The following is a 16,916-nucleotide window of genomic DNA, read 5'->3' as shown; positions in this document are numbered from 1 at the left end:
TCAGGCCTGCGGGGACATCCTCGGAACAGTGAGCGTGACACGCAGACCTCGGGGCTCGCCGTGCGCGTACGCGATCGAGCCGCCGCCCGCGGTGAGCAGCACCCGCGAGATCGACAGGCCGAGCCCCGAGCCCTTGACGTTCTGGTGCCGGTTGCTGCGCCAGAACCGGTCGCCGATCCGGGCCAGCTCGTCGTCCGCGAGCCCGGGTCCACCGTCGTTGACGACGATGGTGCAGGTCTCGCCGCCCCGCCCGACCGTGACCACGACCTCTTCACCCGCCGGAGTGAATTTGAGAGCGTTGTCCACGACGGCGTCCAGAGCGCTGGAGAGCGCGACGGGATCCGCCCAGGCCGTGACATGCGCTCCGTGCTCGGTCAGCCGTACGCCCTTCTCGTCCGCGACGGCCCGCCACGCGGCGACGCGTTCCGCGGTCAGCTCGCCGATGTCGGTGAGCCGCAGATCGGCCGCGGCGTGCTCGGCCAGCGCCAGGTCCAGCAGATCGTCAAGGACCTGGCCGAGGCGTTTGCCCTCGGTGCGTACGGACGCGATCTCCTCGTTCCCCTCCGGAAGTTCGAGGGCCAGCAGCTCAATGCGCAGCAGCAGCGCGGCGAGCGGATTGCGCAACTGGTGGGAGGCGTCGGCGACGAAGGCGCGCTGCTGTTCGAGCACATCCTCGACGTTGTCGGCCATCTCGTTGAACGAGCGTGCCAGGCGCCGCAGTTCGGGCGGGCCGCCGGCCGCGGCGACCCGGGACTTCATCCGGCCCGTGGCGATGCCGTGGGTGGCCGCGTCGAGCACCCGTACCGGCAGCAGGACCCACCCCGTCAGCCGGAATGCCGCTCCCACGGCGACCAGCATCGCCACCACCTCGCCGGCGATGATGATCAGCCAGCCCCGCAGGATGCGTGCACGCATCTGTTCCGTGGGCGAGTCGGTCACCACGACCGCGATGACGTCACCGTCCCGTACGACCGGTGAGGCCACGATGAGCCGGCCCCGCTGAAGCGGCCAGACCTGAGGCGGATCGTCACTGCGGCGTCCGAGCAGAGCCTCGCCGAACGCCTTGCGGCCCTCGCCGTCGACGGGCACGCTCCATGTCTTCGGGGCGCGCGCCATGGCCTCGTTGTCGCGGTAGAAGACACCCGCCCTGATCCCGTACACATCGTGGTACCGGGTGAGTTCGCTCTCCAGCATCTCGCGCCGCTCGTCCGTGCCCGAGCGGCCTTCGGCCACGAACTGGGCGAGCGCGGCGACGCGCGCGGTGTCGTCGATGCGGTCGACGACAACCTGCTGCTGTTGCGCGTTGGCGAGACTCACCGCGAGCGGGAAGCCGAGAGCGAGGAGGATGGCCGCCATGAGGATGATGAGCAGCGGCAGAAGTCGGGTGCGCACCGGCCGCTACGGACCCTGGTTCACGGTCGGCGCGACAAGGCAGTAGCCGACGCCCCGTACCGTCTCTATCAGCGTCGGCATACCGAGCTTGTGGCGCAGGGACGCGACATGCACTTCGAGGGTGCGGCCCGTCCCCTCCCAGCTGGTGCGCCAGACCTCACTGATGATCTGCTCCCTGCGGAAGACGACTCCGGGGCGCTGTGCGAGCAGGGCGAGCAGGTCGAACTCCTTGCGGGTCAGCTGTATGGCCGCGCCGTCGACGGTCACCCGGCGGGTGGGCACCTCGATGTGGACGCGGCCGAGGGACGGAAGTGCCTCGGCGGGTTTCTCCGGCTCCTCCGTGTTCGGCGTGCGCCGGCTGACGGCATGGATGCGGGCGAGCAGTTCGCCGGTGTCGTACGGCTTGGTGACGTAGTCGTCGGCGCCGAGATTCAGCCCGTGGATACGGGAGCGGACGTCGGCACGCGCGGTCACCATGATCACCGGCGTCGAGGTGATCTTCCGTATCTTCCCGCAGACTTGATAGCCGTCCTGGTCGGGTAGTCCGAGGTCCAGAAGGACCACGCCGAAGGGCGGCTTGCCCTGATTGGCGGCGGGCAGCAGCGCGCGGAGCGCTTCCGCGCCGTTGCGGGCGTGCACCACCGCGAAACCGTGTTTGGCAAGCACGGCGGAAAGCGCGGCGGCGACGTGGTCGTCGTCCTCGACCAGCAGCAGTCTCATACCCCCCCTTGTGGTCGTGGTCACACTGCGTACAGGCATCCATTCCTATGCCGGTCCGTCAGTCAAGGGCCTTCTCGTTACCCTCATGTTTCCGTTATCCGCCTGGTACCCCGTGTGTCCTCACATGTGCACCGAGTTGTCGGCCCGCAGCCGTTTCGTAATACTCAATTTCCGCTCAGATGTAATGACGTTGATCGCAGTGCGTGACTAAGGTCCTTCCAACCGAGGAGGACGGAGCATTAAGCCGATGAGCGGAGTGTCAGTGACCAAGAGTGCCGGGGACGCCGGACAGGCGACGGACGACCTGGTCGTACTGAGCAACGTCAACAAGCACTTCGGCGCGCTGCATGTGCTCCAGGACATCGATCTGACGATCGCCCGCGGCGAAGTCGTGGTCGTCATCGGACCGTCGGGGTCCGGGAAGTCCACACTGTGCCGCACCATCAACCGCCTGGAAACGATCGATTCGGGCTCGATCTCGATCGACGGAAAGGCGCTGCCGCAGGAGGGCAGGGAGCTCGCGCGGCTGCGTGCCGACGTAGGCATGGTCTTCCAGTCGTTCAACCTCTTCGCGCACAAGACCGTGCTGGAGAACGTCATGCTGGGCCAGATCAAGGTCCGCAAGCTGGACAAGAAGGAAGCCGAGGACAAGGCCCGCGCCCTTCTGGACCGTGTGGGTGTGGGTACGCAGGCCGACAAGTACCCGGCCCAGCTCTCGGGCGGTCAGCAGCAACGCGTCGCGATCGCGCGGGCGTTGGCGATGGGGCCCAAGGTCATGCTCTTCGACGAGCCGACCTCGGCGCTCGACCCCGAGATGATCAACGAGGTCCTCGAGGTCATGCAGCAGCTGGCCCGCGAGGGGATGACCATGGTCGTCGTCACCCACGAGATGGGCTTCGCGCGCTCCGCGGCCAATCGTGTCGTCTTCATGGCGGACGGCAAGATCGTCGAAGAGGCCACCCCCGAGGAATTCTTCAGCAATCCGCGCAGTGACCGTGCCAAGGACTTCCTCTCCAAGATCCTGCACCACTGACGTCCCGGCATCACTCACGGACCGTGATCGCCGCTCTGCCGGAACCTTTTCGCCCACGTCTCATCCGAGGGAAGTCCACACATGAAGCTTCACCAGGCAAGCACCGCAGCCGCTGCGCTCCTCGTCCTCTCGCTGACCGCCACCGCATGTGGCAAGAGCGACAGCGGAGACGGAGGTGACAAGGGCGGCAAGATCAACATCGGTGTCAAGTTCGACCAGCCCGGTCTCGGCCTGAAGACGCCGGACGGCTCCTTCGCCGGCTTCGACATCGACGTCGCCACGTACGTCGCCAAGGAACTGGGCTACGACGCCAAGGACATCAACTGGAAAGAGGCTCCCAGCGCCGAGCGCGAGAACCTCATTTCCAACGGTGACGTGAAGTTCGTCGTCGCCAGCTACTCGATCACGGACGAGCGCAAGCAGAAGGTCGACTTCGCCGGCCCGTACTTCCTCGCGCACCAGGACCTGCTGGTCCGCGCGGGCGACAAGAGCATCACCAAGCCCGAGGACCTGAACTCCAAGAAGCTCTGCTCGGTGACGGGTTCCACCTCGGCGCAGAACATGAAGACCGAACTCGCCCCGAAGGCAGACCTCCTGCAGTACGGCGGCTACTCCGAGTGCCTGACCGGCCTGGAGAACAAGGCTGTTGACGCCCTGACCACGGACGACTCCATCCTCGCCGGTTACGCCGCGCAGAAGGAGCACCAGGGCAAGTTCCAGCTCACCGGCCTCAAGCTGAGCGACGAGAACTACGGCATCGGCCTCAAGAAGGGCGACGCCGACCTCCAGAAGAAGATCAACGACGCGCTCACGAAGATGGAGTCGGACGGCTCCTGGGAGAAGGCCGTGACGGCCAACTTCGGTTCGGCCAACTACAAGAACGAGCCTGCCCCGAAGATCGGCTGACGCCCGCGCGACCGCCGACACAGCAGTAACGCGCCGCCGGTCCGTCCGGCGGCGCTTTCCTACCAGCCATTTTGGGGAGAGCGCGGGGCATCGTGTTCGACTTTCTTGATACCGGGCAGTACGACGTGCTCGGCGCCTTCTGGGTGACGGTGCAACTCACCCTCTACTCCGCGGTCGGTTCCCTCGTCTGGGGAACGCTGCTGGCCGGGATGCGGGTCAGCCCTGTTCCGCTGATGCGCGCCTTCGGCACCGCTTACGTCAACCTGGTCCGGAACACCCCACTGACCGTGATCATCCTCGGCTGCTCCGTGGGGCTCAACCAGACGCTGCAAATCGCGCTCGGTGGACAGGACTTCAAGGAGATCGGCTTCCGGCTCGCCGTTCTCGGCCTGGTCGCCTACACGGGCACCTTCGTCTGTGAGGCGCTGCGCTCCGGCATCAACACCGTGCCGGTGGGCCAGGCGGAGGCCGCCCGCGCGCTGGGCCTGAGCTTCTTCCAGGTGCTGACGCTGATCGTGCTTCCGCAGGCGTTCCGTACCGTTGTCGCTCCGCTGGCGAACGTACTGATCGCACTGACCAAGAACACCACGGTGGCCGCGGCGATCAGCGTCGCGGAAGCCGCGGCGCTGATGAAGGAAATGATGGAGAACGAGAGTGACGCGATCTTCGCGGTCGCCGCGGTGTTCGCCTTCGGATTCATCGTCCTGACCCTCCCGGTCGGTCTGATCCTCGGTTGGGTCGGCAAGCGTGTGGCGGTGAAGCGATGAGTGCGACAAGCGTTCTGTACGACGCCCCCGGCAGCCGCGCCAAGCGCCGCAACGTCCTCTACACCGTCCTGTTCGTGGTGCTGTGCGCACTCGCCGCCTGGTGGGTGCTCGCGGCGATGGCCGACAAGGGCCAGCTGGCGTCCGAGAAGTGGAGCCCGTTCGCGACGGACTCCCAGGCATGGACGACCTACCTGCTGCCCGGTCTCGGGAAAACCCTGACTGCGGCGGGCCTGTCCATCGTGATCGCCCTGCCGTTCGCGGCGCTCCTGGGCATCGGACGGCTCTCCGACCACGCGTGGGTACGGGGACCGGTCGGTGTCGTGGTGGAGTTCTTCCGCTCCATCCCCGTCCTGCTGATGATGCTCTTCGCGAACCAGGCGTACGCGGAGTACAGCACCATCTCGTCCGACATCCGGCCGATGTACGCGGTCGTGACCGGCCTGGTGCTCTACAACGCCTCGGTCATGGCGGAGATCGTCCGGGCGGGCATACTGTCGCTGCCGTTCGGGCAGACCGACGCCGCCAAGGCGATCGGGATGCGCAAGGGCCAGACCATGACGTCCGTCCTGCTGCCGCAGGGTGTGACGGCCATGCTGCCGGCCCTGGTCAGCCAGCTCGTCGTGATCGTGAAGGACACCGCGCTCGGTGGCGCCCTGCTTGGGCTGCCGGAACTCCTCTCGCAGAGCCGCACGATCACCGCGAACTACGGCGCGAACACCATCGCCACGTTCACGGTCATCGCGGTGATCTACATCGCGCTGAACTCCTCGATCACCGCGCTCGCCGGCCGGCTGGAACAGCGGCTGCGCCGGGCCAAGAGGAGCACGGGGGCGGTTCTCGGAGCCGGCGACGCACAGGAACTCAACACTCCAGGCCACGGCTCGGGCGCCGGCTGACCCGTCCGCGCCTCACACGGTGGGCCGCCTGATCCCTGCGGGGCCAGGCGGCCTACGTGCGCCCCCATGGTCACTTGACGGGGGCATCCCCAGTGGGTTGCATACGTTCTGTGATCACGCACCGGGCGCCAAGCACCACTGACCGCATGACCGTACGGGCCGGAGGGGTCGCTCCGTGGACCCGGTGATCGTCGTCGGCGCGGGCCCCGTCGGCCTCGCGCTCTCCCTCGCGCTCGCCGCGCAGGGTGTGCCCAGCGTCGTCCTTGACGAAGGATCAGGCACGGACGACCCCCGGCCCGCTCGTACGGTCGTTCTACGGCCGGACACGGCCGCTCTGGTGTCCCGGCTCGGCTGCACGACTCTCCGCGACGAGGGCACGCACTGGACCGGCTGGCGTTCCCTGCGCCGCAAGCAGCTGACGCGCCGGCTCCCCCTCGCCGACGCCGCCGTCGCCGACGTCGCGGAAGGCCGTGTGAACGATGTCGGCGACGGCGCGGGCGACGACGGCGAGGTCCGCTGCCCGTCCCCCCTGCACATCCCGCAGCACGCTCTGTCGCGCGGGCTGCGCGAGGCCGTAGCGGAACAGGAACTCATCCAGGTGATCACCGGAAGCCGCCTCGACTCGCTGGAGCAGGACGCCCACGGGATCACCGCGCACACCCGGGGCCCGGGAGCGACGTGGTGGCGCGGCAGTCATCTGGTGGGCTGCGACGGCGCCAGGTCCACGGTCCGCAAGCTGCTCGACATCCGCTTCCCCGGACGCACGGCGGTGGAACGGCACGCGGTCGCCGCGCTCCGCGCCGAGCTGCCCTGGCCGGGCGAAGCCGTTCTGCACCGGCAGCCCTCCTGGCGCAGCGGAGGCGAGGAGATCTCGGCCAGGCCGCTCCCCGGCGGCGTCTGGCGGCTGGACTGGCTGCTCCCCTCGCGCGGCGAGTTGGTCACACCCGACGCGCTGGTCGTCCGGCTGAGGGACACCCTGGCCGGCTGGTGCGGTGAGACCCCGCCGTACGAACTGCTCGACACCGGTGTCTACACACTGCACCACCGCCTCGCGCGCCGGTGGCGGGTGGGCCGGGCGTTCCTCGCCGGGGACGCCGCCCACCTGCTGGGGGCCGTCGGCACCCAGGGTCTCGACGAAGGGCTGCGGGACGCCGACAACCTGGCCTGGAAGCTGGCCCACGCCTGGCACCACGGCGCCTCGGACACCCTGCTGGACAGCTACCAGACGGAGCGGCGCACCGCCGTCGCCGCCCGGCTGCGCGCGGCCGACCAGTCGCTGCCGATACTGCGGGGCGGCGGCGGGCTGCGTACGTACCTGCCCGGCGCCTCTCGCGGGTACGACACCCTGCTGGCGGACGGGCACCTGGGGAACGGGCCGCTGGGCGCGCCGCCCTCGTACCCGCACTCCCCTCTCGCGCCTCCGCACGCCGAGACGCACACGGCGGTCGCCACGCTCACCGGCGCGCCCCTCGCCGACGTGCTGGTCACCGCCCCCGACGGGGAGTCCGTACGGCTCCGCGACCGGCTCGGGCAGGATCGGCTGCTGGTGGTTCTCGTGGCGCCGGGAACCGGGGTGTGGGACCGCAGGCACTGGCTGACCGCGGGCGTGATGCCGCGGCTGGCGGCGGCGGTGACCGCCCTGCCGGTGCGGGCCGAGCTGCTGGTCACGGAGGCCTACCCGGGGGCGTCCGCGCACAATGTGCTGCTGGCGCGGCCCGACGGGCATCTCGTCGCCGCTTTCGACGGGGTGCGGCCCGCGGACCTCTACGCGGCGGCCGACGCGGTACGCGGCGGAGACCCCTCCGACACGCCCGCGACCACTCCGGTTGACCGAACTGCGGACCTCAATTGACCCTCGCGAGTACTCGTGGTGTAGTACCGAACGTGACCGACACCGATGTACGCCTGTGGCGACGGGTCCATGTGGACCTCGTCCGCTATGCGGGCTGTGTGTGTCGCCCCACCTGCTGATTCGCCATCTTTCCCCGCGCTCGCTGTGACGTATCCCGGCAGCGCTTCTTCTCGCGAACCATTCAGGACGGTCACCATGTCTGTACCCGTACGTGCCGACGCAGGCTCTGACGCCTCCCCGCTGCCGGCTTCCGCGCCTGCGGCCGTATCCGACCCGGCACCTGCGGCTGTACCCGCTCCGGCATCCGCGGCTTCCGGTCCCACCGCTGCCGCACTGCTCGCTTTCGTTCGCAGGACGGCGGCCGACGCCGCTCTTGTCGCCTCGCTCCCCCTCGACCCCGAGGGCCGTACGTGGATCCGGCTCGACGGCCCCGCGGGCAGCGAGGCGTGGCTGATCGCCTGGCCGCCCGGCACGGGCACCGGCTGGCACGACCACGGCGGCTCGCACGGCGCGTTCTCCACGGCGGCGGGCGCGCTCCAGGAGGACTCGCTGGCGGTCAGGCTGCCCACCGAGGGGTGGAAGACCCTGGAGCTGGCCGAGGGCGTCGACCGCGAGCGCCGGCTGGCCGCCGGTGAGGGACGGGCCTTCGGCAGGCACCACGTGCACGAGGTGCGCAACGAGTCGGAGACCGAGCACGCGATCTCGGTGCACGCGTACTACCCGCCGCTGCCGATGATGCGTCGCTACAGCCGTAACGGCGCCGTCCTGCGTCTGGAGCAGGTCGAGGTCCCCGAGGAGTGGCAGTGAGCGGGGCGGCGAGCGGGCGAATAGATCCGGTGGGAGAGCCGGTGGGAATCGACGAGCTGCTGGACCGGGTCCGCGAGGATCTGGACAGGGTCGGTCCGCGTGAGGCCTACGAGGCCGCTGCCGACGGCGCCCTGCTGGTGGACATCCGGTACGCGGAACTGCGGGACCGCGACGGGCTGATCCCCGGCGCGCTCGTGGTCGAGCGCAATGAGCTGGAATGGCGGCTCGACCCGCAGGGCAGCCACCGCGCGGCCGAGGCGACGGGCCACGATCTGCGGGTGGTGGTGGTCTGCAACGAGGGGTATGCGTCGAGTCTCGCGGCGGTTTCCCTGCGCCAGCTGGGACTGCACCGCGCGACGGACCTCGTCGGAGGCTTCCAGGCATGGAAGGCCGAGGGACTGCCGGTCACCCGCTGACCGGTCGCCCGCCTGCTCTCATCCACGCCCGGTCTCACCGGCGCCCGGTCTCACCGGCACCCGGTCTCACCGACCGCCGGATCTCAACGGCACCCGGTCCACCGGGCCTCGCCGACCGCCGTATCTCACCGTGCGGCGCCGCCCCTTGTGAGTGGACCTGTACCGGGTGAGGGCTCGCACCGCATGAGGGCCTGCACCGTGTGAGGGCCTGCAACTGGCGCCGTGACAAGGGCTCCCACTGCGGCTCCGGTTGCCCGGGGGCGCTTGCCCGGGGCACTTTGCCCCGAGGCGCCTTGCCCGGGGGTCGCTAGTACAGGCTCTCGTCCAGCCCGTCCGTGTCCTCGCCCTCCTCCTCAAGCGCCTGCTTGACCACCCGCAGGGCCATGCCCTCGCCATAGCCCTTGCGGGCCAGCATGCCCGCGAGTCTCCGCAGCCGTCTGTCGCGGTCCAGACCGCGGGTGGCACGGAGCTTGCGGGCGACCAGCTCGCGCGCGGTCGCCTCCTCCTGATCGGAGTCGAGCTGCCCGACCGCTTCGTCGATCAGGGCGGAGTCCACTCCCTTCGTGCGCAGCTCACGCGCGAGGGCGCGCCTGGCGAGGCCCCGGCCGTGGTGCCTGGACTCGACCCAGGCGTCCGCGAACGACGCGTCGTCGATCAGTCCCACGTCCTCGAAGCGGGAGAGCACTTCCTCCGCGACGTCCTCAGGGATCTCCCGCTTCTGCAACGCGTCCGCCAGCTGCTTACGGGTGCGCGGGGTCCCGGTGAGCAGGCGCAGACAGATCGCCCGCGCCCGCTCCGCCGGATCCTGGGGCGGCCGCTCCTGCTCGGTCCCCGACGAGCCGGAGCCGCCGTCCCGCTGTTCCGTCCGCCGCCTCTTCGCGTAAGGCATGGTCCGAATCAGCTCTTGGCAGTGGCCACCTTGGCCGACTTGGCCTTGGAGGCAGGTGCGGGTACCGACTTGGCAGTGCCGTCGGCCGGGGACGCGGCCGTGACAGCGGCGGCCGCCGCGTCCGCGCCGGGTCCGGCCGTGAGGTCTGCGGGCTTCACACCGATGCCCAGCTTCTCCAGGATCTTCTTCTCGATCTCGTTGGCGAGATCGGGGTTGTCCTTGAGGAAGTTGCGCGCGTTCTCCTTGCCCTGGCCGAGCTGGTCGCCCTCGTACGTGTACCAGGCACCGGCCTTGCGCACGAAGCCGTTCTCCACGCCCATGTCGATCAGGCCACCCTCGCGGCTGATGCCCTGGCCGTAGAGGATGTCGAACTCGGCCTGCTTGAAGGGCGGCGCGACCTTGTTCTTGACGATCTTGACGCGGGTGCGGTTGCCGACCGCGTCCGTACCGTCCTTCAGCGTCTCGATACGGCGGATGTCGAGGCGCACCGAGGCATAGAACTTGAGCGCGCGTCCACCGGTCGTGGTCTCCGGCGAGCCGAACATCACACCGATCTTCTCGCGGAGCTGGTTGATGAAGATCGCGGTGGTCTTGGACTGGTTGAGCGCGCTGGTGATCTTCCTGAGCGCCTGGCTCATCAGCCGCGCCTGCAGACCTACGTGCGAATCACCCATCTCGCCCTCGATCTCCGCGCGCGGCACCAGGGCCGCGACGGAGTCGATGACGATGAGGTCGATCGCGCCGGAGCGGACCAGCATGTCCACGATCTCCAGCGCCTGCTCGCCGTTGTCCGGCTGGGACAGGAGCAGGTTCTCGATGTCGACACCGAGCTTCTTCGCGTACTCGGGGTCCAGCGCGTGCTCCGCGTCCACGAAGGCCACGGTGCCGCCGGCCCGCTGCGCGTTCGCCACCGCGTGCAGGGTCAGCGTCGTCTTACCGGAGGACTCCGGTCCGTACACCTCCACGACGCGGCCACGCGGCAGCCCACCGACGCCGAGCGCGACGTCGAGCGCGGTCGATCCGGTGGAGATGACCTCGATGGGGTCGTTCGGCCGGTCACCGAGGCGCATCACCGCGCCCTTCCCGAATTGCCGTTCAATCTGTGCGAGCGCGGCGTCGAGCGCCTTCTCGCGGTCGGTTCCTGCCATTGATTCCACCCGATTTGCTTGAGTCGATCGCTTCACGTCATCGACGCTATCCCCTGCCACTGACAACGCGCCCCGACGGCCTCCCGGCCTGTGGACAACTCAGCCGGCCGGTCCGGCGAACTGGCCGGAACTCAATAAGAATGGATGTTCGATTTTACTGTCAAGCGCGCCACGCCGGCCCCCGTGGCGCACCGGCGCCCGATGTCCTGTGACAGCGAACCTTGACCGATTGCCACTGGATTGTGACCATCTCGGCTTTACGCCATTGAACGTTGTCCGCTCAGGTCGGGTTCGCGGGCGAGTCGCAGGATCAGGAGCAGAAAGGCCTTGGCCGCACTCGTCCCGGCACCCTCGGGAAGGCGGGGTCAGCACCGACACCGGTGGTGGCGGCACGGACACGCGGCGACGCAGGTGGCCCTGGACGGCGCAGGAGTAGCGTCCGCCGGCCCCGGCGGTGGGGCGGATTCACGTCCTGGCGAGACCGCTTCGCGGCACCCGGATGCGGGCCGCGACCGTGTTGTCACCCACCTCGGAGATACCCCCGGCGGCTTCGAGGACGGCAACCGGACCAGGCCCTGTCCGGGGCCATCCGCGCACTGTCTCGGCCCGTGGCTTCCAGGGCAAACCGCCACCCGCCACCTCTACCGAGTGCGGAATTCGGGAAGGGCCGTTGTGTGTGTCGTCAGGTCGAAGAAGACCGGGGGAGGGGACGCCGTTTCCACCGCGGCCCAGAGCCGGCGGCGTCCGGCCGCTGACATCTGCAGATTGTCGCCGTCGTCGGCGGAGAGCAGCACGTCGAAGTCGAGGGCCGAGTCGCGAATGGCTCGCGGATTGTCGCGGTCCAGGGCGCGCTTCACCACGGCGGCCATCGGACCGCGGGCGAGCAGGTCGAGCGTGGTGTCGTACGAGCAGTCGAGGGCATCGGCCAGGTCGAGGGCTTCTCGCAAACCGGCCTCGGCTGCCATGACCACCACGTTGGTAATCAGTTTGTAGGCCACGCCCGAACCGAGCGGCCCTACGCGGACAACGTCTCCGAAAGGCGTGAGGACTGGTTCGGTCAGGGCCATCGCGTCGTCGGAGCCTGCGAGCAACACGGTCAACTTGGCTTCCGACGCGTAGCGCACGCCACCGATGAGAGGGGCGTCGACCAGGTGAGTTCCGGCGGGCATCCGCGAGGCGATCGCGTCCAGCATGTGAGGAGTCGTCGTCGACAGGACCACCAGGGCGGATCCGGGATGTACTCCGGCGAGGACACCGTCCTGTCCCCAATGTGCCGCCGGTATGTCGTCCGACATGACGCTGCTGATCACCACATCCGTATCGCGTGCGACCGCGGCCGGACTGTCGGCCGCGACAGCCCCCAGGGCGGTCATCGCACGAACACGGTCCTGAACAAGGTCGAAGACGACCACGCGGTGGCCGGAGTTCAACAGATGGGGCACCATGCGCGAACCCATGTCCCCGAGTCCTACGAAACCTACTCCGGCCATGGCGATCTCCTGGCTTTGGGCGGGTGTCGTCGTTGCTCCGTTCGAGCGTACGTCGATGAGGTCCTTCCCGCTTCCGGGAGGAATGCGGGCGAGGCCATGACCCGAATGCATATATACGCGGCAGTCGCGCACGCGGGGACGCCCGGCTCCGGGCTGTGAATCGGTGCCCGTGGTACGCCAGAACCGAGCCGGACTCGCGACCGGGCCGTCGTCCCCGCAGGACCTCCCCACTCCCGCTCCCGGCGGCCGGCGCCAGGCCCTGCGCGTACCTGCCTGTCGTGCTGTACTGGCCAGATGAAGCGCAAGCACACGCGGACCTTCGTCCCGGGCGCTGAGCGGCCCGGCAAGGCGGCTTCCGACAACGTCCACGCCGGGCGGGCCGGACAGATGCGCGCCAGGGTGCGGCTCATGATCGAGATCACCGCGCGGGCCGGATCGTACCGGAAAGGCCTGGTCAAAGCCGCCGAGCGCCTCAGTCCTGAGGAAGCGGTGATCCTTGACGATCTGGAGCGGCACGGACTCCAGGTGCCACAGCTGCGGGACGTGCTGCGCGGCGGCCATGTGCTGGTGGACGATCCGCGGCTGTACGAGAAGTGGCGGTTCGCCAAGGGCAGCCATCCGCGGCTGTCCAGCCACCACCGCGACATCGACAAGACGCGCTACCCGGACATCGGGATGCGCGGACAGGTCGTACGGGAGAAACTGCACGGCCGTACGGAACAGGGCACCTGGGTGCAGCTGGAGAAGACCCCGGCCGCGTTCGGCGGGCCAAAACTGCCCCGTCCGAGTGACCTGCGGCACCTGGTGGACTACGTGGTGTACAAGTTCACCAACAGTAACGTCGGGCCCTGGGGTCTGTCGCGGATGACCGAGCGGCACCCGCTGTATCTCACGCCGGTTCTGGCGGTGCCCACGTCCCTGACGCCGCCGATCGCGCGGTCCCTGACCCAGGCACTGCACCGGATCGAGGCGAACGACGACGTCACGGCCGTGTCCCAGGAACTCGCGGCCCGGTTCCCGCCGCCCGACCGGCCGGATCTGACCGGCGAGCTGGGCCAGGCGCTGTCCGACAGGGGCGGCCGGGGCCTGTTCGGCAACTCCGACGTATGGGTGACGCAGACCCCGTCCCGTACCGCCGCCGCGGTTCTCCGTGAGAGCCGCAGGGCACCCGCCGTGGACGGATGGCCGACAGGAGGTTCGTCATGAGCGACGATCAGCGCGGCACGCCTCCGGCGTCGTCGCAGGGGCCGGGCGAGGCATCCGTTCCGCACGGGCTGGTCTCGGCCGTGGTGGATCTGGTGAACACCGGGCCGGTGCTGCTCGGTGCGTACACCATCGCCGAACTCACCGCTGTGGACGCCATCGTGGACTTCCTCGAGGCCCGGCCGTCCGACGACGAACTCGCCGAGGCGGTCCGCTCGCTGGCCGCACGCCAGCTGCTCCTGGCGGGCTCCTCCGGCGAGGAGGTCCAGGTACGGGGAGACCTGGGCATCGCTGTGGCGTTCCAGCAGCGGGCCAGGAAGGTGCTCGACGCCCGTACGACCGGGACGGAACCGGGCGAGCCGTGGCGGATCCTGCTGCTCCCCCAGCCCGAGCGGATCTGCCTGATGGTCCGCATCGACGCGCTCGGCGTCCACCAGGTCGGCCTGTACAAGCTCGACGAGGCGCTCCGGACGCTCACCGACTGGCTGCCCCGGGGCTCGTCGGCGGACAGCGATCCGTCAGTGGACGCCGATGCCGTGCTCACCGGATCGGAGCGTTCCGCGCTGGTCACCGTCACCCAGTACACCGCGCAGGGATCGGCCGAGACGGCAGGCGCCAGCACCGACCTGATCCTGGCCCGTAACGAGGGGCGGCTGCATGTCCTTTCCCGGGACCCGCAGCACCGGGAGAGGCTGGTACCGGCCACGTCGGGCGGCCGGGACGGTGTCCGCGACAGGCTGACGGACCTCCTGGCCGCGTAAGGGTCCGTGCTACGCGTCGTTGCCCTCGCGCAGCACCCGCCGGACCCGCCCGGCCAGCGCCCCCAGGCCGCGCCGCCTGGGGGCCCGCACCTCCGGGTCGTCCATCACGTCGTACCGCTTCACATACGCGCCGAGGAACGCCTGCAGCGTGGCGACCGCCGGGATGGCGATCAGCGCGCCGACCGCGCCGAGCAGCGCCGTACCGGCGATCACGGAGCCGAAAGCCACCGCGGGGTGGATGTCGACGGTCTTGGAGGTGAGCTTGGGCTGGAGCACATAATTCTCGAACTGCTGATAGATCACGACGAACGCGAGCACCCAGACCGCGTACCACGGCTCCACGGTGAAGGCGATCAGAGTGGGCAGCGCACCCGCCAGATACGTGCCGATGGTCGGGATGAACTGGGAGACCAGACCCACCCACACCGCGAGCACCGGCGCATACGGCACACCCAGGATCTCCAGCACGATGTAGTGCGCGACACCGGAGGCGAGCGCCATCAGGCCGCGGGAGTAGATGTAGCCGCCCGTCTTGTCGACCGCGATCTCCCAGGCGCGCAGCACCTCGGCCTGCCTGGCCGGCGGGAGTACGGAGCACAGGGCGCGCCGCAGCCGGGGGCCGTCGGCCGCGAAGTAGAACGAGAACAGGAAGATCGTCAGCAGCCGGAACAGACCGCCGAGGACCGTGGTGGAGACATCGAGCACGCCGCTCGCGCTGTTCTGGACGTACCGCTGGAGCCAGTCGGAGTGCAGCAGGCTGTCCTGGACGTCGACCCGGGAGACCGTGGTGTGGAAGGTGCTGTTGATCCAGTTGATCAGTGCGTCGAGGTACTGGGGGAAGTCCTCGACCATGTCGACGATCTGTCCCGCGAGTATCGAACTGAGCATCACCACAAAGCCGGCGCCCGCTATCAGCACCAGGAAGAAGACGAGGAACGTGGCGAGTCCGCGCCGCATGCCCCGGGACGCCATCCTGCTCACGGCGGGCTCGACCGCCAGCGCCAGGAAAAAGGCGATCAGTACGTTGATCAGCAGCCCGATGAGCTGGTGGAACGCCCAATTTCCCAGCTGGTAGCAGGCGACGAGCGCCAGCGCGAGAACCAGGGCCTTGGGCAGCCAGCGGGGCATGCCGGCCCGACCGCCGTCCCCGGTGCCCGCGGGACGCGGTGTGCCCGGGGCCGTCGCGGGCGGTGGTGCGTCCACCGGGGTGCTGGTCGCTGTCCCCTGCACGGTCTCGTCAGTCTGTGATGCCACGGGCCAAGTCTCGCCTACAGGTACGACATCCCCACGCACGGCCGGGGTCACTTCACGCCGCGCACAGGTCGTATGAGCGGTGATGTCACCTTTTGTCGGCCGGGATGCCCATGGCGGCGCAGACCGCGCGCCAGACGTCCTTCGTTTCCCATCCCGCGTCCAGGGCCTCGTGCACCGTACGGCCGCCCAGTTCGGCCATCACATGGTCGCGCGCGAAGGAATCGGCGTAGGCCGCGCCGAAGTGGTCCGCCATCCGCTCCCAGAAAATCGTCAACCGCATGCCTTCATTATCGCGTTATCGCGCTCCTGAGAGTGCAGCTGGGCCCACGCCCCCTGCCGCCGGGCGTGCGCGGCCTACGGTCGGAACATGGCTGGAACAGGAGTACCAACCGCTTCTCCCCTCGCCCGCGCCGAGCGCTTCGTCTGGCTGACGGCCCGGGTGCTCGAACAGCGCCGGTTCGCCTACCACTTCCTGAGCGGCGGAGCGCGCGACGACCCCGGCGAACAGGCCGTCGAGACAGCCCTCACGGCGTACCGCAACGAGGACGGCGGGTACGGGCACGCGCTCGACCCGGATCTGCGCGGTCCCGTCAGCCAGCCGCTCCACACCGCGTACGCGCTGCGCGTCCTCGACACCGTGGGCCGCTGCGACGGGCCGCGCGTGGAGAAGATCTGCCGCTATCTCACGGCGGTCTCCACCCCGGAGGGGGCGCTGCCCGCGCTCCACCCCTCCCTGCGCGGCTATCCGTACGCGCCGTTCCTCCCGCTCGGGGAAGCGCCCCAGGGCGCACTGCTCGCGACAGGCCCGGTGGTCGGGCTGCTGCACCGCAACGAGGTGTGGCACGCCTGGCTTTTCCGCGCCACCGACTTCTGCTGGCGGGCCGTCGAGACGCTGGAGACGTCGCTTCCTCACGAGGTCTTCGCCGCGATCGCCTTCCTGGACGGCGTCCCCGACCGTCCCCGGGCCGCGACGGCGGCCCACCGGCTCGGCAGGATGGTGCGGGAGCGCGGGCTCGCGGTCCTCGGTCCGGGGCGTCGCGCCGAGCACCCGGTCCCGCCGGGACGCGCACCGGACGAGCAGCACTTCCCGCACGACTACGCGCGCGTGCCCGGGTCGCTGGCCCGGCGCTGGTTCACGGACGAGGAGATGGAGCGGTCGCTCGACTTCCTCGCCGCGCGACAGCAGGAGGACGGAGGATGGCCGGCCGCCCGGCGCGCCTGGGCACCGGGCAGTGCCCTGGAGTGGCGGCCGTTCGTGACCATCGAGGCGCTGCGCACGCTGCGCGCCTACGGCCGCCCGCTCACGCCGGCCGGCACGGGGCACGACGGCCGGCGGCGCTGCTGAGCGACGGCGGAGTACATCCTGGTTGCCACCGACCGTT

17 protein-coding genes and 1 pseudogene are annotated in these 16,916 nt (G+C 69.4%); 11 read left to right on the top strand and 7 right to left on the bottom strand.

Going from position 1 to position 16,916, the window contains the following annotated elements; genetic code table 11:
• Together ACIP6N_RS00165 and ACIP6N_RS00160 are read right to left on the bottom strand one after the other, a co-directional pair.
• On the bottom strand, nucleotides 1–1,392 hold the full coding sequence (locus ACIP6N_RS00165) for an ATP-binding protein (protein ID WP_401811594.1): 1,392 nt from the start codon (nucleotides 1,390–1,392) through the stop codon (nucleotides 1–3).
• 6 nt (nucleotides 1,393–1,398) lie between these two features.
• A complete protein-coding gene (locus ACIP6N_RS00160; protein WP_401811593.1) occupies nucleotides 1,399–2,112 on the bottom strand; it encodes a response regulator transcription factor in 714 nt (237 codons plus the stop codon).
• Nucleotides 2,113–2,359: 247 nt separating this feature from the next.
• Between ACIP6N_RS00160 and ACIP6N_RS00155 the strand changes: the two genes are divergently transcribed.
• From ACIP6N_RS00155 to ACIP6N_RS00120, 8 genes are all read left to right on the top strand, one after another.
• Nucleotides 2,360–3,145, top strand: coding sequence for an amino acid ABC transporter ATP-binding protein (locus ACIP6N_RS00155; protein WP_401811592.1), 786 nt, complete (start codon nucleotides 2,360–2,362; stop codon nucleotides 3,143–3,145).
• An 81-nt stretch (nucleotides 3,146–3,226) separates the two neighbouring features.
• A complete protein-coding gene (locus ACIP6N_RS00150; RefSeq protein WP_401811590.1) occupies nucleotides 3,227–4,051 on the top strand; it encodes a glutamate ABC transporter substrate-binding protein in 825 nt (274 codons plus the stop codon).
• Nucleotides 4,052–4,143: 92 nt separating this feature from the next.
• A complete protein-coding gene (locus ACIP6N_RS00145; protein ID WP_401811589.1) occupies nucleotides 4,144–4,818 on the top strand; it encodes an amino acid ABC transporter permease in 675 nt (224 codons plus the stop codon).
• Entirely contained in the window at nucleotides 4,815–5,714 is a 900-nt protein-coding gene (locus tag ACIP6N_RS00140; protein WP_401811587.1) for an amino acid ABC transporter permease, read from the top strand. Before ACIP6N_RS00145 ends, ACIP6N_RS00140 begins: the two co-directional genes overlap by 4 nt.
• A gap of 175 nt (nucleotides 5,715–5,889) precedes the next feature.
• Nucleotides 5,890–7,566: an FAD-dependent monooxygenase gene (locus ACIP6N_RS00135; protein ID WP_401811585.1), complete on the top strand. Its 1,677-nt coding sequence runs from the start codon at nucleotides 5,890–5,892 to the stop codon at nucleotides 7,564–7,566.
• 32 nt (nucleotides 7,567–7,598) lie between these two features.
• Nucleotides 7,599–7,685 (top strand): putative leader peptide, encoded by an 87-nt coding sequence (locus ACIP6N_RS00130; protein ID WP_401812574.1) that lies wholly within the window; start codon nucleotides 7,599–7,601, stop codon nucleotides 7,683–7,685.
• Nucleotides 7,686–7,761: 76 nt separating this feature from the next.
• Nucleotides 7,762–8,373 (top strand): cysteine dioxygenase, encoded by a 612-nt coding sequence (locus ACIP6N_RS00125; RefSeq protein WP_401811584.1) that lies wholly within the window; start codon nucleotides 7,762–7,764, stop codon nucleotides 8,371–8,373.
• Complete coding sequence (locus tag ACIP6N_RS00120) at nucleotides 8,370–8,789, top strand: rhodanese-like domain-containing protein (protein ID WP_401811583.1); 420 nt, start codon at nucleotides 8,370–8,372, stop codon at nucleotides 8,787–8,789. The genes ACIP6N_RS00125 and ACIP6N_RS00120 overlap by 4 nt, the downstream gene beginning before the upstream one ends.
• Before the next feature lie 376 nt (nucleotides 8,790–9,165).
• Here ACIP6N_RS00120 and recX read toward each other — a convergent pair.
• The 3 genes and pseudogenes from recX to ACIP6N_RS00105 all read right to left on the bottom strand — a co-directional run.
• Nucleotides 9,166–9,759 (bottom strand): annotated as a pseudogene (recX, locus tag ACIP6N_RS00115) (recombination regulator RecX); the annotation flags it as partial.
• Nucleotides 9,687–10,826, bottom strand: coding sequence for a recombinase RecA (gene recA, locus ACIP6N_RS00110; protein ID WP_401811581.1), 1,140 nt, complete (start codon nucleotides 10,824–10,826; stop codon nucleotides 9,687–9,689). The gene recA and the pseudogene recX, both read right to left, overlap by 73 nt.
• Before the next feature lie 641 nt (nucleotides 10,827–11,467).
• Entirely contained in the window at nucleotides 11,468–12,316 is an 849-nt protein-coding gene (locus ACIP6N_RS00105) for an NAD(P)-dependent oxidoreductase (protein WP_401811580.1), read from the bottom strand.
• Nucleotides 12,317–12,610: 294 nt separating this feature from the next.
• On the opposite strand from ACIP6N_RS00105, the gene ACIP6N_RS00100 reads away from it, so the two are divergent.
• Both ACIP6N_RS00100 and ACIP6N_RS00095 read left to right on the top strand, forming a co-directional pair.
• Nucleotides 12,611–13,522, top strand: a complete 912-nt coding sequence (locus ACIP6N_RS00100) for a hypothetical protein (RefSeq protein WP_401811578.1) — start codon at nucleotides 12,611–12,613, stop codon at nucleotides 13,520–13,522.
• Nucleotides 13,519–14,280: a hypothetical protein gene (locus ACIP6N_RS00095; protein WP_401811577.1), complete on the top strand. Its 762-nt coding sequence runs from the start codon at nucleotides 13,519–13,521 to the stop codon at nucleotides 14,278–14,280. Before ACIP6N_RS00100 ends, ACIP6N_RS00095 begins: the two co-directional genes overlap by 4 nt.
• Nucleotides 14,281–14,289: 9 nt before the next feature.
• Here ACIP6N_RS00095 and ACIP6N_RS00090 read toward each other — a convergent pair whose 3' ends face one another.
• Both ACIP6N_RS00090 and ACIP6N_RS00085 read right to left on the bottom strand, forming a co-directional pair.
• Nucleotides 14,290–15,408, bottom strand: coding sequence for an AI-2E family transporter (locus ACIP6N_RS00090; RefSeq protein WP_401812572.1), 1,119 nt, complete (start codon nucleotides 15,406–15,408; stop codon nucleotides 14,290–14,292).
• Between the two features lie 211 nt (nucleotides 15,409–15,619).
• Entirely contained in the window at nucleotides 15,620–15,814 is a 195-nt protein-coding gene (locus ACIP6N_RS00085; protein ID WP_401811575.1) for a DUF3046 domain-containing protein, read from the bottom strand.
• Between the two features lie 87 nt (nucleotides 15,815–15,901).
• Here ACIP6N_RS00085 and ACIP6N_RS00080 point away from each other — a divergent pair, with 87 nt between their 5' ends.
• Nucleotides 15,902–16,879: a hypothetical protein gene (locus ACIP6N_RS00080; protein ID WP_401811574.1), complete on the top strand. Its 978-nt coding sequence runs from the start codon at nucleotides 15,902–15,904 to the stop codon at nucleotides 16,877–16,879.
• Nucleotides 16,880–16,916: the final 37 nt, after the last annotated feature.

Origin of the sequence: Streptomyces sp. NPDC088725, from assembly GCF_044751305.1 — a bacterium.
Classification (GTDB): Bacteria; Actinomycetota; Actinomycetes; order Streptomycetales; family Streptomycetaceae; genus Streptomyces.
Note: the sequence above shows the minus strand (reverse complement) of the source record. Positions and strands in the feature narration are given on the sequence as shown.